Raw genomic sequence first — 15,413 nt, 5'->3', positions numbered from 1 at the left:
CGTCAAGTTTAGCGGGCTCGACGATCCGGTCGTGACGCGACGCTGACGCTGTCGAGGAAACAGAGATGGGCACGCCGGCCGGGTTCAGCGATCGGCCGCCCCGAGACTCACGCGCTCGACGGCGAAGCCCCCGAGCGTTGTGGTGCGTCCAGGTAGTTGCACGGTGACGGCATCCGGCTGCTGGTTGATGAGCACGACGCCGTCGGTCGTCGGCACGGCCTCCACGGCATTCGGCAAGCCGTCGATCGGTGCGGAGACTCCGGCTGAGGCGAGTGCGACGTCGAGGACGCATGCCGCTCCGGCCTGATCCGTCAACGTCGTCACGTGCAGCGACAGGCCGTCGCCGTAGGGGTTCCGCACGAGTACGGCGCGGCCACCGAGCACGCTCGTGACAGCTGGATCCGTGACCTCGGATCCGGTGGTCACGACGAACTCCTCGCGGATGCCACGCGTGGCCGAGGCTGCGTCGCCGTCGGCCGGGAGACCCTCGAAGTCCACCGGGTATCCGCCGAAGACCTCGCGCAGCTGCACGGCGAATCCGCCGGGACGGAAGGCGTCCTGCTCGTCGACGACATCCGTGAACGCGGTGGTAACGAGCGTGCCGCCGCGGGCGACGAAGGACCTCAGCGATGCGGCGCCCGCCTCGGTGAGGAGGTACAGCGCCGGGGCGATCACGAGGTCGTATCCGGCGAGGTCGTGGTCGGCGCGGACGATGTCCGCGAAGACGTGCCCGGCGTGGAGTGCCGAGTACCAGGCCTGGATCTCGGCGAGGTAATCGATCGTTGCTGGGTGATCCGGCTGGTCGAGTGCCCACCAGTTCTCCCAGTCGACGACGATCGCAACGCGCGCTGCGGGCGGGAGGTCGACATCCCGTTCGCGCAGCGACGAGCCGTACTCGACGACCTCGCTCCAGGTGCGTGTGGCCGTTCCGGCGTGGGGAAGCATGGCGGAGTGGAACTTCTCGGATCCGCGAACGGACTGCCGCCACTGGAAGAACATGATGGAGCCGGCGCCCCTCGCCAGGGCCTGGTCGCTGAGCGCGGCCATCTGCCCAGGAGCCTTGAAGGCGTTCGCCTGACGCCAGTTCACGGCGTTCGCAGCCTGCTCCATGAGGATCCACGGAGTGCCCGGCTTGAGCGAGCGCATCAGGTCGCGTGTGAACGCGGCTGCGCGGAACGAAGCGGGATCCGCGGGGTCGGGGTAGCTGTCGTCGGCGATGACGTCGACCTCCTGCGCCCAGCGCCAGTAGTCGAGGGGTTCGAACGCGCCCATGAAGTTCGTCGTGATCGGCTGCGTCGCGCCGGCAGCACGCAGGATGTCGCGTTCCATCATGTACAGCTCGAGGATGCTGTCCGAGGTGAACCGCCGGAAGTCGAGCAATCCTCCCGGATTCAGGGAGTACGGCGCGCGCCGCGGCGGCTGGATCTCGTCGAAGGATCCGTAACGCTGCGACCAGAACGTGGTGCCCCATGTGCGGTTCAGAGTGTCCACATCGCCGTAGCGGCGCTCCAGCCACGCGCGGAACGCGACTGCGGCGTGATCCGAGTAGTCGGCGTGCACGTGGCAGGCGTACTCGTTGTTCACGTGCCACATCCGCACGGCGGGGTGCGCGGCGTAGCGAGTACCGATCCGCTCGACGAGCCGGGCGGCAAGGCGGCGGTAGTCCGGGCTCGTCGGGGAGTAGTGCTGCCGGCTGCCTGGTCCGAGCGGAACGCCGTCAGCAGTGACGGGAACGATGTCGGGGTAGCGCCGCACCGCCCACTGCGGAATCGAGGCGGTCGCCGTCGCCAGGTTCACGCCGATGCCCGCCTCGCCGAGCAGGTCGAGGATGCGGTCGAGCCAGGCGAAGTCCCACTCGCCCTCGTCCGACTGGATGCGGGACCACGCGAACACCCCGAGGCTGACGAGGTTCACGCCGGCCTCCAGCATGAGCCGCACGTCCTCCGCCCAGACCTCTTCGGACCATTGCTCCGGGTAGTAGTCGCCGCCGTATCCGATCACGCCGCAGCACCTGTCCTTCCGCACCGCGTGAGAGGCCGCGGCGCTGTGGTTCGCACACGCGGCGTCGCCGCGATCTTCCAGCACGTTAGCCCGTCGTGCGGTGGGGTCGAAAATCGCCCGGATCGCGACTGCCCGTCCGCCGCGACCCTGCGGTCCTCGCCACCGGAGTGCGCCATCGGCGAACTCCGACACCACCTGAGACCGGCGGCGCAGACTGATGCCGTGAACGAGACCGATCCGGATTCCGAAGCGCTTGATGCCTATTCCGCCAGCATCATGCACGTCACGCGCGTGGTGCTGCCGTCCGTCGCGGCGGTGGAAGTGCGCACCAGGCGCGGTGGCGGGGCGGGCAGCGCGTCCGTGATCAGCGAGGACGGTGAACTGCTCACCAGCGCCCACGTCGTGGAGGGCGCGCTGGACGTTCAGCTGTCGTTCTCGGACGGCACGACGGTGGCGGCCGAGGTCGTTGGTGCGGATCCACTGTCCGACCTCGCCGTGCTGCGAGCCGACGGTCCCACTCCGCCGCCGGTGCTCCTCGGGGACGCCGCGAAGCTCCAGGTGGGGCAGCTGGTGGTGGCGCTCGGCAATCCGCTTGGACTCGCGGGCAGCGTCACCGCGGGAATCGTCTCGGGTCTCGGCCGGTCGCTGCCGACGCGATCGGGACGCGTCATCGACGAGGTGATCCAGACGGATGCGGCGCTCAACCCCGGCAACAGCGGCGGCGTGCTGGCGGACAGTTCAGCTCGGATGGTGGGCGTCAATACGGCCGTCGCCGGCGTCGGCGTGGGACTGGCCGTGCCGATCAATGAGAGCACTAGGGCGATCGTGGACTCGCTCCGCACGACGGGCCGGGTTCGCCGCGCCTGGCTGGGCATCGCCGGGGCGCGCGTGCGACTCAGCCCGCCGGCCGCGGCGAAGGTGGGATCCGCCGCCGGCATGCAGGTGATGTCCGTCGTCGAGGGGAGCCCAGCGGCATTGGCCGGTGCACGGGAGGGCGACATCGTGATCTCCCTCGATCACGTACCGGTCCTGGATCCGACCGGCGTGCAGCGCGCCATGGTCGCGGCGGCCATCGGCCGACGCATGGAGATGACCGTGTGGCGCAACGGTGCCCTCGTCGACGTCGTGGTGGAGCCGGAGGAGCTCAGGGTTCCGTGAGTACAGCGAAGCGTGTCGTGCGCTCGCTCCGCCGGAACGCCTCGCGTCGCACCCCGTAAGGTGGGGGACTGATCGGGAGGTGACCGATGTCTGAACCCGACCCGGCATCCGCGTCGGTCCTGTTGGCAGGGCGATACCGGCTGGCGGATGCGCTCGGCCGCGGCGGGATGTCGACCGTCTATCGTGCGTGGGACGAGAAGCTCGAGCGTCCGGTCGCCGTCAAGGTCTTCAGTCCGGACGGGGCCATCTCCACGGACGGCGAGCGTCGGCTGCGCGAGGCGCGTGTGCTGGCAGGGGCGAGTCATCCGCACCTGGTGACGCTGTTCGACGCGGAGTGGCCAGCGCATGCCGACGACCGCCGGCCGGCGTTCCTCGTCATGGAGCTGATCGAGGGCGAGTCTTTGCGCCGGCGCATCGAGCGGCTCGGTCCCGACCCCGACCTGGCGGTGCGGGTGGCCGGTGAGCTGGGCGGCGCGCTCGACTACCTGCACGGCAGGGGCATCGTGCATCGCGACGTCAAGCCGGAGAACATTCTGATCGAGGATGCCGGTGGTGCCGTCAAGCTCGTCGACTTCGGGATCGCGCGACTCAGCGGGTCCGAGCAGCTCACCACCGCCGGCCTGGTGCTCGGAACCGCCGCCTACCTCAGCCCCGAGCAGGTCTCGGCCGCAGAGGTGGGATCGGCCACGGATGTCTATTCCCTCGGTCTCGTGACGCTGGAGTGCCTGACCGGGCGCCGCGAGTACCCGGGCCCGGCCGTCGAAGCGAGCGTCGCCCGGCTCGTGCGGGATCCGGTGTGGCCGATCGGGCTGTCCGACGGATGGCGGCAGCTCCTGGCGTCGATGACATCGCGGGATGCCGCCGCACGTCCGACGGCGGCGCAGGTCGTTGCATCCGTCGATGCGTTGCGCGCGCAGGGGGAGCCGCCCATCGCAGACGACTCCCCGACCGTCGCGTTCGGCGCCGCATCATTCGGTCCCCCGTCGCTGACTCCCGATCCGCTGAGCACGGCGCCGACGCTGCGCCTGCCCGCCGACGCGGACGCGACGACGCAGCGCATGGCATCCGGTTCCGGTGGCGACGACGTCACCGCCGAGCGTCGACCGGTGAGTCGGACCGGCGACGCCGAACGGCCGCGGAGGCGGCGCATCGCACTGCTGCTCGGGGCGATCACCATTGCTCTCGGCATCACGGCGACGGCCGTCGCATGGTCCGCGGCGAACGTGTCGTCGCAGTCTCCGAGGCCGACCACCATTCCGACCGTCGTGATCACGGTGCACGAGACCCCGACACCGACGCCGGCCCGAGGACACGACAAGTCCGAGGACCACGGCAAGGGAAACGGCAACGGCAACGGCAAGGGAAAGAACAAGAGCGGCGACGAACAAGGCGACGACTGACGTCTTCGAGGCCCGCGCCGCAGCAGGGCGGTGCCGGACACCGTTCGTCCGACCCCGCTGAAGCGAAGCTAGCCGGTGGGCCGAACCGGGCAGGGGGAGCGGCCTCATATCACCCGAGTCGAGCGGCCTCGGGTCACGCCCCTGCACCGCCGTCGACCGGCACGATGGCACCCGTGACGGCGGATGCGCGGTCGCTCAGCAACCAGCACGCGGCCTCGGCGACCTCCTCAGGCGTCGCCATCCGTCCGCGCGGAATACTCGCCGTGATCCGGGCGACTACACCGGGAGTGGCCGCCTCCCACGCGTCGATCATCTCGGTGGCCGTGCCGCCCGGCGTCAGCCCGTTCACCCGGATGCCATCGTGGCCCCACGTCACGGCAGCGGTCTCCGTGATGCTGTTCAGCGCGCGCTTCATCGCCGCATACGCGGGCAGGGCGGGATTCGCGCGGCGGCTCCCGATGCTCGAGGTGTTCACGATCGCCCCGCCGCCACCCTCTCGCATCAGTGCGGCCTCGAGGACCATCGCCTGCCAGTGTCCGCGGAAGTTGACGGCGAACTGCTCGTCCAGATCCTCCTCGCTCGTCTCATCCATGGGTCCGGGGTGCTGGATCGCCGCGCCGTTGTTGAACGCGCCGTCGAGGCGCCCGTGCAGTTCGCGTACGCGGTCGATCGCTGCACGGATGCTGTTCTTGTCTGCGAGGTTGCAGGCCACGGCATCCGCTGTTCCTCCCGCGTCGCGGATGCCTGCGACCACCTCCTCGAGAGCGCTCAGGCCACGGGAGGCGAGCACGACCTTCGCTCCCTCCCTGGCGAACAGGCGTGCCGCAGCCGCGCCGATGCCTCGGCTGGCTCCCGTGATGAACACGACCTTGCCGTGCAGCAGGCCGATCCGATCGTCGATGTCATTCGTCATGATTCGAGCGTCGGCGCTCGAGGATTCCGGAGGCAGGCACAGCCGGTACCAGGATGAGCGGCGGCGAGCCGCGCACACTGGAGTCGTGGACAAGCGCGAACTGGGGATGTTCCTCCGAAGCCGTCGCGAACGGCTGCTGCCTGAGGATGCGGGACTGGCGTCTTCGTCCAGACGCCGCACGCCTGGACTCCGCCGTGAGGAGGTCGCCGTTCTCGCCCACATCTCGACGGAGTACTACGTACGCCTGGAGCAGGGGCGAGCCCCGTGGCCGTCCGGCGAGGTCCTCGGTGGCATCGCGCGGGCGCTCCGGCTCACGGAGGCGGAGAACGATCATCTGCACGTGCTCGCGGGGGCGGTCAGGACCGACTCCCTGCGGCATCGTCGCGACGTGCGTCCGAGCATTCTCGCGCTGATCGAGCGGATGCCGGCCACGGCCGCGATCGTGACGTCCGCCGCCTTCGAGGTGCTCGCCTGGAACGACCTCGCCGCGTCGCTCATGGTGGACTTCTCCGAACTGGATCCGCAGGAGAGGAGCCTCGCCCGCTGGGCGTTCCTCCCTGCCGCGCCCGGACGGCCGGACTTCCGCGTGTCGGACATCGCCGAGTTCCGAGTGCACGTCGTGATGGAACTCCGCGCGACGGTGGCGCGGTATCCGGACGATCCGGACATCGCCTCGCTCGTGGAGGAGCTGCGCCGCGGGAGCGAGCAGTTCGCCGACCTCTGGGAACGCCGCGACGTGCAGGGCGCGCCGCGGATGACGAAGACCTTCGAGCATCCGTCCGTCGGCTCGGTGACGGTGGACTGCGACTCGCTCGCGATCGCCGACCAGGATCAGCACCTGGTGCTGTACACGGCGCCGCAGGGATCCCACGACGCTGAAGCCCTGGCACTTCTCGCCGTGCTCGGACCCGGATCGCGTGACCGCTATCCGACACCGGAAGGCGCCTAGGGCGCCGACGTCGTGGCGAGCGTGCGCACCGGTGCACCGTCGTCCCACGCGAGGACGTCCTCGGCGGCGTCGGTGTAGAAGCGTTCGTACTGCTCTGTTGTGACGTAGCCGATGTGCGGAAGCAGCAGAGTGCGGGGCGCGCTGCGCAGCGGATGTCCGACAGGCAGCGGCTCGACGTCGAACACGTCGAGCGCGGCACCCGCAAGGCGGTCGCCCTGAAGCGCGGAGACCAGCGCATCCTCGTCGACGATCGGACCGCGTGAGGTGTTGATCAGGTACGCGGACGGTCTCATCAGCGCGAGTTCGCGGGATCCGACGAGCCCCCGGCTGCTGTCGGTGAGCGGCAGGTGGATGGTGATGATGTCCGACTCGCGGAACAGCCCGTCTCTGTCGACGACGCGTGCGCCGTGCGCATCCGCCCGCTCAGGGGTGATCGAGCGGTCCCACGCGATCACGTGCATGCCGAGCACGTTCGCCGCATCGGCGACCGGGCCGCCGAGCCGTCCGAGTCCGAGGACGCCGAGCGTGAGGCCGCCGAGACCAGGACCTATGGTGTGCTGCCACCCGCCCGCGCGAACGGCGGCATCCTCCTCGACGAAGTGGCGGGTCAGTGCGATCATCATGCCGATCGTGAGCTCAGGGACCGGGTTGCCCGCGCTGCGGGTACCTGTCACGACGACACCGTGCTCGGCCGCCGCGGTGAGGTCGATGGAGGCGTTCTTCATGCCGGTCGTGACGAGCAGCCGGAGGACGGGCATCCGCTCGAAGAGTGCAGCGGGGAAAGGCGTGCGCTCGCGCATCGCGACGACGACCTCGGCGCCGGCCAGACGGGCGACCAGTTCGTCGCCGTCGACGTGGTCTCGCACGACATCGACGTCGAAGCATGCGGCGACCGACGACCAGTCGGCGCTGGTCAGCGCCACGCCCTGGTAGTCGTCGAGGATCGTGAGGCGGCGCATGCGCATTCCTTCCCGAGAGTTCCCGACGTCTTCTCGATCGTATGGCGGGTGGCAGGACGCCGCGCACGAGGACTGCTGAGCACCATCGCATGTCACGAAGGGCCGGCCGCCGATGGCTCGGGTCTGTTCAGGGCACGAAGGGTGCGGCGGAACCGTTCGGATTCGGCATCGCTGAGCGGCGCGAGGAACTCCCGCTCCGCCTCGGCGTATGCGGATCCGGCGTCTCGGAACGTGCCGCGGCCGGATTCCGTGAGCGCGATGGCGTTGCGCCGCCGGTCGGCGGGATCGGGTGTGCGGGTGACGATCCGCTTGGCCTCGAGGGCGTCGATGACCGCGACCATGGTGGTCGGATCGATGCCGATGAGGGATCCGAGGGCCTGCTGCGAGAGCGGCTCGTGCGCCGCCAGCACGGTGAGCACCCCGAACTCCTTGCGGTCGATGCCGAGCGGCTCGAGCGCGGCATCCGCCTGGGCGATCAGGCTCCGGAGCGCGTGCTTGAGGAGGTAGCCGAGCGCATCGGTCGCGTCACCGGATGATGGCCTCACGTTGGACATCCGCTAATCCTACCTTCAACGAATCATCAGCAGTACGAACTATTATGTGATGGAACGTTTCGTGCGATCGCGACGTCACCAGTGAGCGGCGGCACGGTCTCGCCAAGGAGAGAAGAACATGAGCATCGAACTCGAAGACATCCCAGCCCTCGTCGTCATCGATCTGCAGACGGGCATCCTCGGGCAGCAGACCGCTCATCCGATGGAGCAGATCATCGCAAACTCGGCCGCGCTCGCCGAGGCGTTCCGCGCCAAGGGCCTGCCGGTCGTGCTGGTGAATGTCGTGGGTACGGCGCCGGGGCGCACGGAGCGCGGTAAGGCGACAGGGCGCGTCGGCGCTCAGACGCTTCCCGAGCAGGCGACCGTGCTGCTTCCGGAGCTCGGGCAGCAGCCGGGCGACATCACGGTCACGAAGCGCACGCTCGGCGCCTTCGGTTCGACCGACCTGCACGCCGAGCTGCAGCAGGTAGGCGCCACGCAGATCGTGCTGACCGGCGTGTCAACGACGTCCGGCGTCGAGTCGACTGCCCGCGCAGCCTACGAGCTCGGCTACCACGTCGCCTTTGTCGTCGACGCGATGAGCGATGCGGCAGAGGCGCACGAGGCATCCGTCACGTACCAGTTCCCGAAGCTCGGCGAGCTCGGCACGACGGCCGAGGTGCTCGAGCTGCTCGCGGCGCGCTGAACCGGCTGCCGGCCGGCCGGCGCAGGCTAGACGGCGACCGATGCGGCCAGCCGCAGTGCTCCCTCGACCGGCGGCACGTCGAGCAAAGACAGAGTCAGCGGATGCTCGTGCCCGGCCAGGCGCGCGCGCACCGCATCCCTGAGCATGGGCTGGTTCACGATGACGCCGCCCGCAGCGACCACTCGCTCGCCCAGTCCACCGCGACGGATGACGGCGGCGACCCCCTCTGCGAGGCGGTCCGCGGCGAAGTCGATGGTAGCGCGCGCCAGTGCGGATCCGTCGCGGGCGGCGGCGAACACCAGCGGTGCCGCCTCGCCCAGTTGAAGCGGGTCGGTGACGGTGGTCGCTGCCGCTGCGAGTTCCGCGGCGTTGCCGCTGTCGAAGTGGTGGAACAGGGCGAGTATCAACCCGTCGTCCTCCGCGGCGCCGCCGGCATCCGTTGCCGTGAGCACCCGGCCGATCGCGTCGCGCACGAGGCCGGGGCCGCTGCCCCAGTCACCGAACAGCCAGCCGTAGCCGTCTGCGGTGATCCGTCGTCCGGCAGCATCGCGCGCGCTCACGATGGCTCCCGTGCCCACGACCATGGCCACGGCGTGATCGACGCCCATGGCAGGTCCGAGCAGATCGGCGTCGTTCTCCACCCGCACCGCATGGCCGAGCGTCGCGGAGAGCGTGGAGCAGGCGAGCTCGATGTCGGCATCCGTGTCGCAATCGCGGAGGCCGATCACGATGGTCGTCGCTTCGTCGATGCGCGTGCGGGCGGCGATCCACGCAGCCAGCCGCGGCAGGTTCTCGCGATCCGAGAAGAGGTGGCCGCAGCGCCAGTCCGATGACGGGCCGACGACGTCACGTCGGTCGCCGGCGTCGTCGATCGCGGCGAGCTGGGTCTTGGTTCCTCCGACGTCGATGCCCACGAGGCGATCGGAGAGCGGATGCGCGTTCACGCGAGATACGTCGCGGTGCGCGCCCGGTCGATCGCCAGATCGCCGATGCCGGTGATGGCCGCGTCGAAGCCGAGCCGGCTCGGCACGATGGTCGGCACCGACGGGATGCGGCCGACGAGCCTGCGGGTGATCTGATCCGCCGACAGGCTGCTGTACTGGGCGAAGGCTCCGGCGAGCACGATGACGCTGGGTGCGAGCACCACGGTGACGGCCGCGCAGATGAGGGCGATGTTGTCGAAGAACTCGTCGCGGGCGCGGGCGGCCTCGGCATCCCCTTCCGCCACCAGGCGCATCATGGCGCGGAAGGCCGGGCCGATCCGACGGTCGATGTGGCCGTCGCCGCCGGTCATGTAGGGCTGGATCTCCGCGGAGATCGTGCCCTCGACATCCCCGAGGTCCGTGAAGTAGCGACTGAACGAGGCGGACGAGGTGAGCAGGTAGCCCACCTCGCCGGCGGCGGATCCGAATCCGCGATGGATGCGCCCCTCGCTGACGATGCCGGCGCCGATGCCCGTGCCGAGCACGAGCGCGACGGCGCTCTCCGCGTCCCTGGCTGCCCCGTGCAGCAACTCGCTGTACGCGGTGGCGTTCGCGTCGTTCTCCGCGAGCACCGGCAGACCGGTGCGCTCGGCGATGATCCTGGCGACGGGGACGTTGAGCCACTCGAGCTCGATGGCGTTGAGCACGACGCCCTCGTCCGTGATGCCGGGCAGCGCGACGCCGATGCCGGTGAGGGGCGAGCTCAGCCCGGTCTCGTCGGAGGTGATGCGGTCGACGAGCCTCAGCAGGCCGTCGAGACGGGCGGTGGACGCATTGGCGTTGCGGAAATCGAACGCCTCGTACGTCTCGTAGAGCACGTTGCCGCCGAGGTCGATGATGCGGCCGCGCGCGTTGTTCTCCGTCACATCGACGGCGGCGACGGTTCGGATGTCCGACACGTACTTCAGCAGGCTCGACGGGCGTCCGGCCGACGACCTGTCGAGGCCGCCTTGCTCGATGGCGCCCTCCTCGAGCAGGGCCTGACAAAGCCGCTCGACCGTCGCCGAGCTGAGACCCGTCCTGTGCCGGATGTCCCGCCGCGACAGCGGTCCGCTCGAGCGCAGCAGGTCGAGGATGGCCGTGCGGTTGATCAGGGTCACGTCCCTGGTCGTCGCCGTGCGGCGCGGACCTGGCTGCTGGGCGGGCGCGACAGCCGATGCTCCGTTGCTGTCGGCCTTCGTGCTGTCGCCGTTGCGAGACGTGGTCACTCGGCTGTTCCCTTCGTGTGACGGTCGCCCTGACCGGCGATGTTCTGCGGCGCGCGCCCCACGGCGGCGAAGCGCAGCGTGAGCACCTCGAAAGGTGTCAGCCGAAGCGTGCCGTCCGGCGCCGGAGGCGCACCGACGGCGATGTCGGTCGGCTCTTCGAGCAGCGACACCGCCTGTCCCGGACCGTAATCCGCGTCGACGGTCAGCCGTGCGACGGCGCGCCGACCGTTCGGTTCGTACAGCCGCACGATGAGGTCGCCCGAGCGATCGGCGGCGAGCTTGAGCGCCGAGACGAGGATGCCGTCGCCCTCGACGCGCACGAGCGGTGCGACCGCCTTCGCGCCCCTGAACCGCCGCAGTGGCGTGTCGAGCTCGATGGCGGATCGGGTCGCATCCGCCACCTGAGATCCGACGACGAGGGCGTATTCGTGGGTGTGCACGCCCTGGTCGGCCATCGGATCCGGGTACCTGGGCGACCGCAGGAGCGAGAGCCTCACCGTTGTGGTGACGCCTGTCGTGTCATCCGAGTCGCGCAGCACGTCGTAGCCGTAGGTCGAATCACCGACGAGGCTTGCGCCGAATCCCGGCTCCTCGGCGTGCACGAAGCGGTGCATGGAGTGTTCGAACTGCGCGGTCTGCCAACTCGTGTTGGCGTGGGTGACGCGCTTCACGTAGCCGAACTGCGTCTCTGCTGTCGTGTGGTCGGCGTTCAGCGCCAGCGGGAACGCCACCTTGAGCAGGCGCTCGTGCTCGTGCCAGTCCGTCTCCTGCGCGATGCGGATGACGGCCGATGCCGGCGGCACCGTGATCCGCTGGCGAACGCAGGAGTCGGAGAAGCTGCGCTCCACCACGACGTGCACGCCGTCGGCATCCTCCTGCACGTTGATGGAGTCGGCCGCGGTGAGGTCCTCCACCCTGTTGCGGTAGTGGGCATCCACATCCCATGCATCGCGCGTGTTCGGGAAGTCCTGGTGCATCTGCAGAAGGCCGGCTGCGCGACCGGATGCGATGGCATCCCGCCCGCTCGTCTTCTCGACGGCCGACGTGATGAGGCCGTCGGCGGAGACCGTCACGCGGAGCACGCCGTTGTCGATGACGATGCCGTCGTCGGTCTGCTCGATGGTGGGTGGCTCGACGTCGGCATGCCCAGGCACCGCGATGCCGAAGGCGGGAACGCCCGACCGTTCGAACGGAGATGCGTTGGCGATGAGCTCGGTCGCTCCGGCGCCGGCAAGCGCGTCGAGCGAGCGCCGGATGAGGTCTACCGCGTTCCTGGCGAGAGCGGCGTACGACTCGACCGCCTCCCTGTGCACCCACGCGATGGAGGTGCCGGGCAGGATGTCGTGGAACTGGTGCAGCAGGAGCGTCTTCCAGAGCGAGTCCAGTTCGTCGTACGGATACGCGGCACCGGCTCTCGCCGTCGCCGTCGCCGCCCACAGCTCGGCCTCGACGAGCAGTTGCTCGCCGCGCCGGTTGCCCTGCTTGGTGCGGTGCTGACTGGTGAGGGTCCCGCGGTGCGCCTCGAGCACCAGCTCGCCGACCCACACGGGCGGATCCGTCACCTCCTGCTTGGCACGATCGAAGAAGTCGTCAGGTCGTTCCCATGTCACCCGCGGGCTGCCCTCGAGGGATGCGAGCCTGCGCGAGCGTCCCACCATCTCCCTGGTCGTACCGCCTCCGCCGTCGCCCCAGCCGACGGCGGCGATGGACCCCGATGCGCGATCCGCCTGGGCGAACCTGCGCCTGGCGCCCGCCAGTTCGCCGACGGAGAGCCGTGCGTTGTACGTGTCGATCGGCGGGAAGTGGCTGAACATGCGGGTGCCGTCGATGCCCTCCCAGTGGAAGGTGTGGTGCGGGAACGTGTTCACCTGGTTCCACGACAGCTTCTGGCTGAGGAACCACTCGAACCCGGCTCGACGCATGAGCTGGGGGAGTGCGGCCGAATACCCGAAGCTGTCCGGGAGCCAGACGCCCTTGCACGTGATGCCGAACTCGCGACGGAAGAAGCCCTGACCGTAGGTGAACTGGCGCACGAGCGACTCGCCGGAGGGCAGAACGGCGTCGCTCTCCACCCACATGCCGCCGAGCGGCACGAAGCGCCCATCGCGCACGGCTGCGGCGACCCTCGAGTAGACCTCCGGGCGGTTGTCGCGCAGCCATTCGTACTGCTGCGCGCTCGACATTCCGTAGAGGAATTCGGGTTCCTCCGACAGCAGCTGGGTCATCGAGGTGGTCGTGCGCGCCACCTTGCGCACGGTCTCGCGCACCGGCCAGAGCCAGGCGGAGTCGATGTGCGCGTGTCCGATGGCGGAGAGCGTGTGCTCGCTGGCGGATGCCGGGCGCTCGAGCAGCGGACGAAGCACGGCGCGAGCATACGCAGCGGTCTCCGCAACACGGTGCAGGTCGATGGCATCCATCGCCCTGTCGATCCCGCGCAGTACGGATGCCCGCCGCGGCCCGTCCTCGAGCTCGGCCTGCAGCTCGAGCAGCACCTCGACATCGAGGGCGAGCTCGTGGCACTCGACGTCGAAGGCGGTCAGATCCGCCCGTTTCACCGCGTACAGCGGCTGATCGGATGCGGTCGACCTGTCGCCCTGCCAGGTCGGGAAGAGCGGGAGGTGGTCGAGCAGGTTCGGATTGGCCGCGGCCTCGATGTAGAACTCCACATCCTCGCCCGGTGCCGCCTCGATGGGGACCCACTGGTTGCGCGGGTTGATCGCCTTGATGGGCTCCATGGCCGGTGTGTAGGCGAGACCCTCGCACTGGAAGCCGGGCCAGGTGGTGTCGAATCCGAGGTCGACGACAGCCTCGATGCGTTCGCCGAGCCAGGCATCAGGGATGCGTGCGCTGGCCCTGAACCACGCGGTGGACCACGCTGCGCCCCAGGGATCGCCCGGGCGGTACGGCGTGTACTGGAGAGCGAGCGCCTCGGTCGGGGCTATCGGCTCACCCGGCACCGGGGCGATGCGGAGTTCGAGCGCGACGCTGCGCGCGGTGATCGCGGGTCTGATCCGTTCATCGAGCACACGCTGTGCGCGTTCGACGACGAGTGCATCGGCCGGTTTCATGCCTGTGACCGCCTTCCGCGTTGAGGGTTTCACATCAGGGTGAGATGCCTGTTCGCCGTTGCTATGACTGGGGTGAGCGCGTCTGTTATCTCATTCGCGTTGCCACTTAGACATCATAGTGATATGAATATCTAACCACCTCCGCAGACCGCTCCGGCTCGTCCGCTCGGACAGGCTCTGCCCCCATCGAAGGACTCAAAGATGACTCTGAAGAAATCGCAGCCGGGGACGCGGCTACGTCGAGTGCTGGCGTCTGTCGCCGCGGTGTCGGCAGCGGCGCTCGTGCTGGCCGGATGCTCGTCAGCGGGCAACAACTCGTCGAGCGAGAGCAAGAAGATCACGCTCTGGCTCTCCTCCAGTGCTGCACAGCAGGCCGGTTACGACCAGCTCGTCGCGCAGTACAAGAAGAAGACCGGCGTCTCGGTCAAGATCGTGAACATCCCCTACAGCGGCTACACGACGAAGCTGCGCGACGCGGCGCAGGCCAACGCGCTGCCCGACATCGCCAGCGTGCCGTCGCTCGATCCGATCTGGACAAACAAGCTCATCGACCTGTCGTCGATCGTGAACACCAAGTCCGACAAGATCAATGAGAACTTCATCGCCAAGACCTCCGACGGCAAGGTGCTGGCGATTCCGTCCGACGTGACGGCGTCCGGTCTCTTCATCAACAAGAGCCTGTTCGAGCAGGCGGGCGTCTCGTTCCCGTCGTCGCCGAAGGACACCTGGACGTGGCCGGAGTTCATCGCGGCCGCCGACAAGGTGCGTGCGGCGACCGGCGCCAAGTACGACCTCACCTTCGACTCGTCGCCGTCGCGCCTGCGCGCCATGGTCTACGAGATGGGCGGCCAGTACATCCACGCCGACTCCAGCGGCACGTTCTCGGCCGACGCCAAGACGCACAAGGCCGTCGACTACTTCGTGAGCCTGAACAACGACACCACCATGCCGAAGTCGGTGTGGACGAGCGGTGCAGACCCGTCGGCTCTGTTCCAGAGCGGCCAGGTCGTCGCGTACTGGTCCGGTGTGTGGCAGGTCTCCTCGTTCGCGGAGAGCATCACCAAGTTCGACTGGGCGAGCGTTCCGACCCCGGCCCAGCCGGTTCAGGCCAGCGACGTGAACTCCGGTGGACTCGTCGTCGGATTCAACAACAACTCGGCTCAGGCCAAGGCGGCCAAGGACTTCCTCACCTGGATGTACGAGCCGGCCCAGTACAAGAAGCTCACCGAGGTGAACGGCTACCTGCCCGTCGAGAGCGGACTCAACCCCGTGTACCCGTTCAAGTCGACAGCGGCGCAGGACGCCTTCAAGCTCTACAACGATGAGCTGCCGCTCTACGCGCCCGTCTCTGGATACTTCAACCAGGCTCAGACGAAGTGGGTGCTCGACGGCAAGTCGCTGACCACCGACCCGAGCGTCACCGAGATCGGCAAGGCGATCAACGGCCAGGAGTCGGTCGATGACGCGCTGAAGAACATCGTCGACGGCTACAACCAGCAGGTCGGCAAGTAGCCGACCAGCGCAACCCGCGGATA

The 15,413-nt window shown here is 68.9% G+C and carries 12 protein-coding genes; 5 read left to right on the top strand and 7 right to left on the bottom strand.

The window, feature by feature from the left end:
* Positions 1-84: 84 nt before the first annotated feature.
* A complete protein-coding gene (locus HII28_RS06760; RefSeq protein ID WP_170024697.1) occupies positions 85-2,001 on the bottom strand; it encodes a beta-galactosidase in 1,917 nt (638 codons plus the stop codon).
* A 222-nt stretch (positions 2,002-2,223) separates the two neighbouring features.
* Here HII28_RS06760 and HII28_RS06755 point away from each other — a divergent pair, with 222 nt between their 5' ends.
* Together HII28_RS06755 and HII28_RS06750 are read left to right on the top strand one after the other, a co-directional pair.
* Positions 2,224-3,159 (top strand): trypsin-like peptidase domain-containing protein, encoded by a 936-nt coding sequence (locus tag HII28_RS06755; protein WP_346769220.1) that lies wholly within the window; start codon positions 2,224-2,226, stop codon positions 3,157-3,159.
* 86 nt (positions 3,160-3,245) lie between these two features.
* Entirely contained in the window at positions 3,246-4,559 is a 1,314-nt protein-coding gene (locus HII28_RS06750; protein WP_170024696.1) for a serine/threonine-protein kinase, read from the top strand.
* A gap of 133 nt (positions 4,560-4,692) precedes the next feature.
* Here HII28_RS06750 and HII28_RS06745 read toward each other — a convergent pair whose 3' ends face one another.
* On the bottom strand, positions 4,693-5,472 hold the full coding sequence (locus tag HII28_RS06745) for an SDR family oxidoreductase (protein ID WP_170024695.1): 780 nt from the start codon (positions 5,470-5,472) through the stop codon (positions 4,693-4,695).
* 85 nt (positions 5,473-5,557) lie between these two features.
* Here HII28_RS06745 and HII28_RS06740 point away from each other — a divergent pair, with 85 nt between their 5' ends.
* Complete coding sequence (locus HII28_RS06740) at positions 5,558-6,421, top strand: helix-turn-helix domain-containing protein (RefSeq protein ID WP_170024694.1); 864 nt, start codon at positions 5,558-5,560, stop codon at positions 6,419-6,421.
* On the opposite strand, the gene HII28_RS06735 is transcribed toward HII28_RS06740, so the two are convergent.
* Both HII28_RS06735 and HII28_RS06730 read right to left on the bottom strand, forming a co-directional pair.
* A complete protein-coding gene (locus HII28_RS06735; RefSeq protein ID WP_170024693.1) occupies positions 6,418-7,380 on the bottom strand; it encodes a D-2-hydroxyacid dehydrogenase family protein in 963 nt (320 codons plus the stop codon). The genes HII28_RS06740 and HII28_RS06735 overlap by 4 nt on opposite strands.
* A gap of 92 nt (positions 7,381-7,472) precedes the next feature.
* Complete coding sequence (locus HII28_RS06730; RefSeq protein ID WP_170024692.1) at positions 7,473-7,934, bottom strand: MarR family transcriptional regulator; 462 nt, start codon at positions 7,932-7,934, stop codon at positions 7,473-7,475.
* A gap of 118 nt (positions 7,935-8,052) precedes the next feature.
* Here HII28_RS06730 and HII28_RS06725 point away from each other — a divergent pair, with 118 nt between their 5' ends.
* Positions 8,053-8,619: an isochorismatase family protein gene (locus HII28_RS06725; protein WP_170024691.1), complete on the top strand. Its 567-nt coding sequence runs from the start codon at positions 8,053-8,055 to the stop codon at positions 8,617-8,619.
* A gap of 26 nt (positions 8,620-8,645) precedes the next feature.
* Here HII28_RS06725 and HII28_RS06720 read toward each other — a convergent pair whose 3' ends face one another.
* The 3 genes from HII28_RS06720 to HII28_RS06710 are packed head-to-tail and all read right to left on the bottom strand — an operon-like array spanning position 8,646 to position 13,878.
* Complete coding sequence (locus HII28_RS06720) at positions 8,646-9,563, bottom strand: BadF/BadG/BcrA/BcrD ATPase family protein (RefSeq protein WP_170024690.1); 918 nt, start codon at positions 9,561-9,563, stop codon at positions 8,646-8,648.
* On the bottom strand, positions 9,560-10,810 hold the full coding sequence (locus tag HII28_RS06715) for an ROK family transcriptional regulator (RefSeq protein ID WP_170024689.1): 1,251 nt from the start codon (positions 10,808-10,810) through the stop codon (positions 9,560-9,562). The genes HII28_RS06720 and HII28_RS06715 overlap by 4 nt, the downstream gene beginning before the upstream one ends.
* Positions 10,807-13,878 (bottom strand): glycoside hydrolase family 38 C-terminal domain-containing protein, encoded by a 3,072-nt coding sequence (locus HII28_RS06710; RefSeq protein ID WP_170024688.1) that lies wholly within the window; start codon positions 13,876-13,878, stop codon positions 10,807-10,809. The genes HII28_RS06715 and HII28_RS06710 overlap by 4 nt, the downstream gene beginning before the upstream one ends.
* A gap of 201 nt (positions 13,879-14,079) precedes the next feature.
* On the opposite strand from HII28_RS06710, the gene HII28_RS06705 reads away from it, so the two are divergent.
* A complete protein-coding gene (locus tag HII28_RS06705) occupies positions 14,080-15,390 on the top strand; it encodes a sugar ABC transporter substrate-binding protein (protein WP_170024687.1) in 1,311 nt (436 codons plus the stop codon).
* Positions 15,391-15,413 lie beyond the last annotated feature (23 nt).

The sequence above is a fragment of the Planctomonas sp. JC2975 genome (assembly GCF_012985205.1).
In the GTDB taxonomy this organism is placed as follows: Bacteria; Actinomycetota; Actinomycetes; order Actinomycetales; family Microbacteriaceae; genus Humibacter.
The sequence above is the reverse complement of the archived record's forward strand: the minus strand, read 5'-3'. Positions and strand labels throughout refer to the sequence as shown.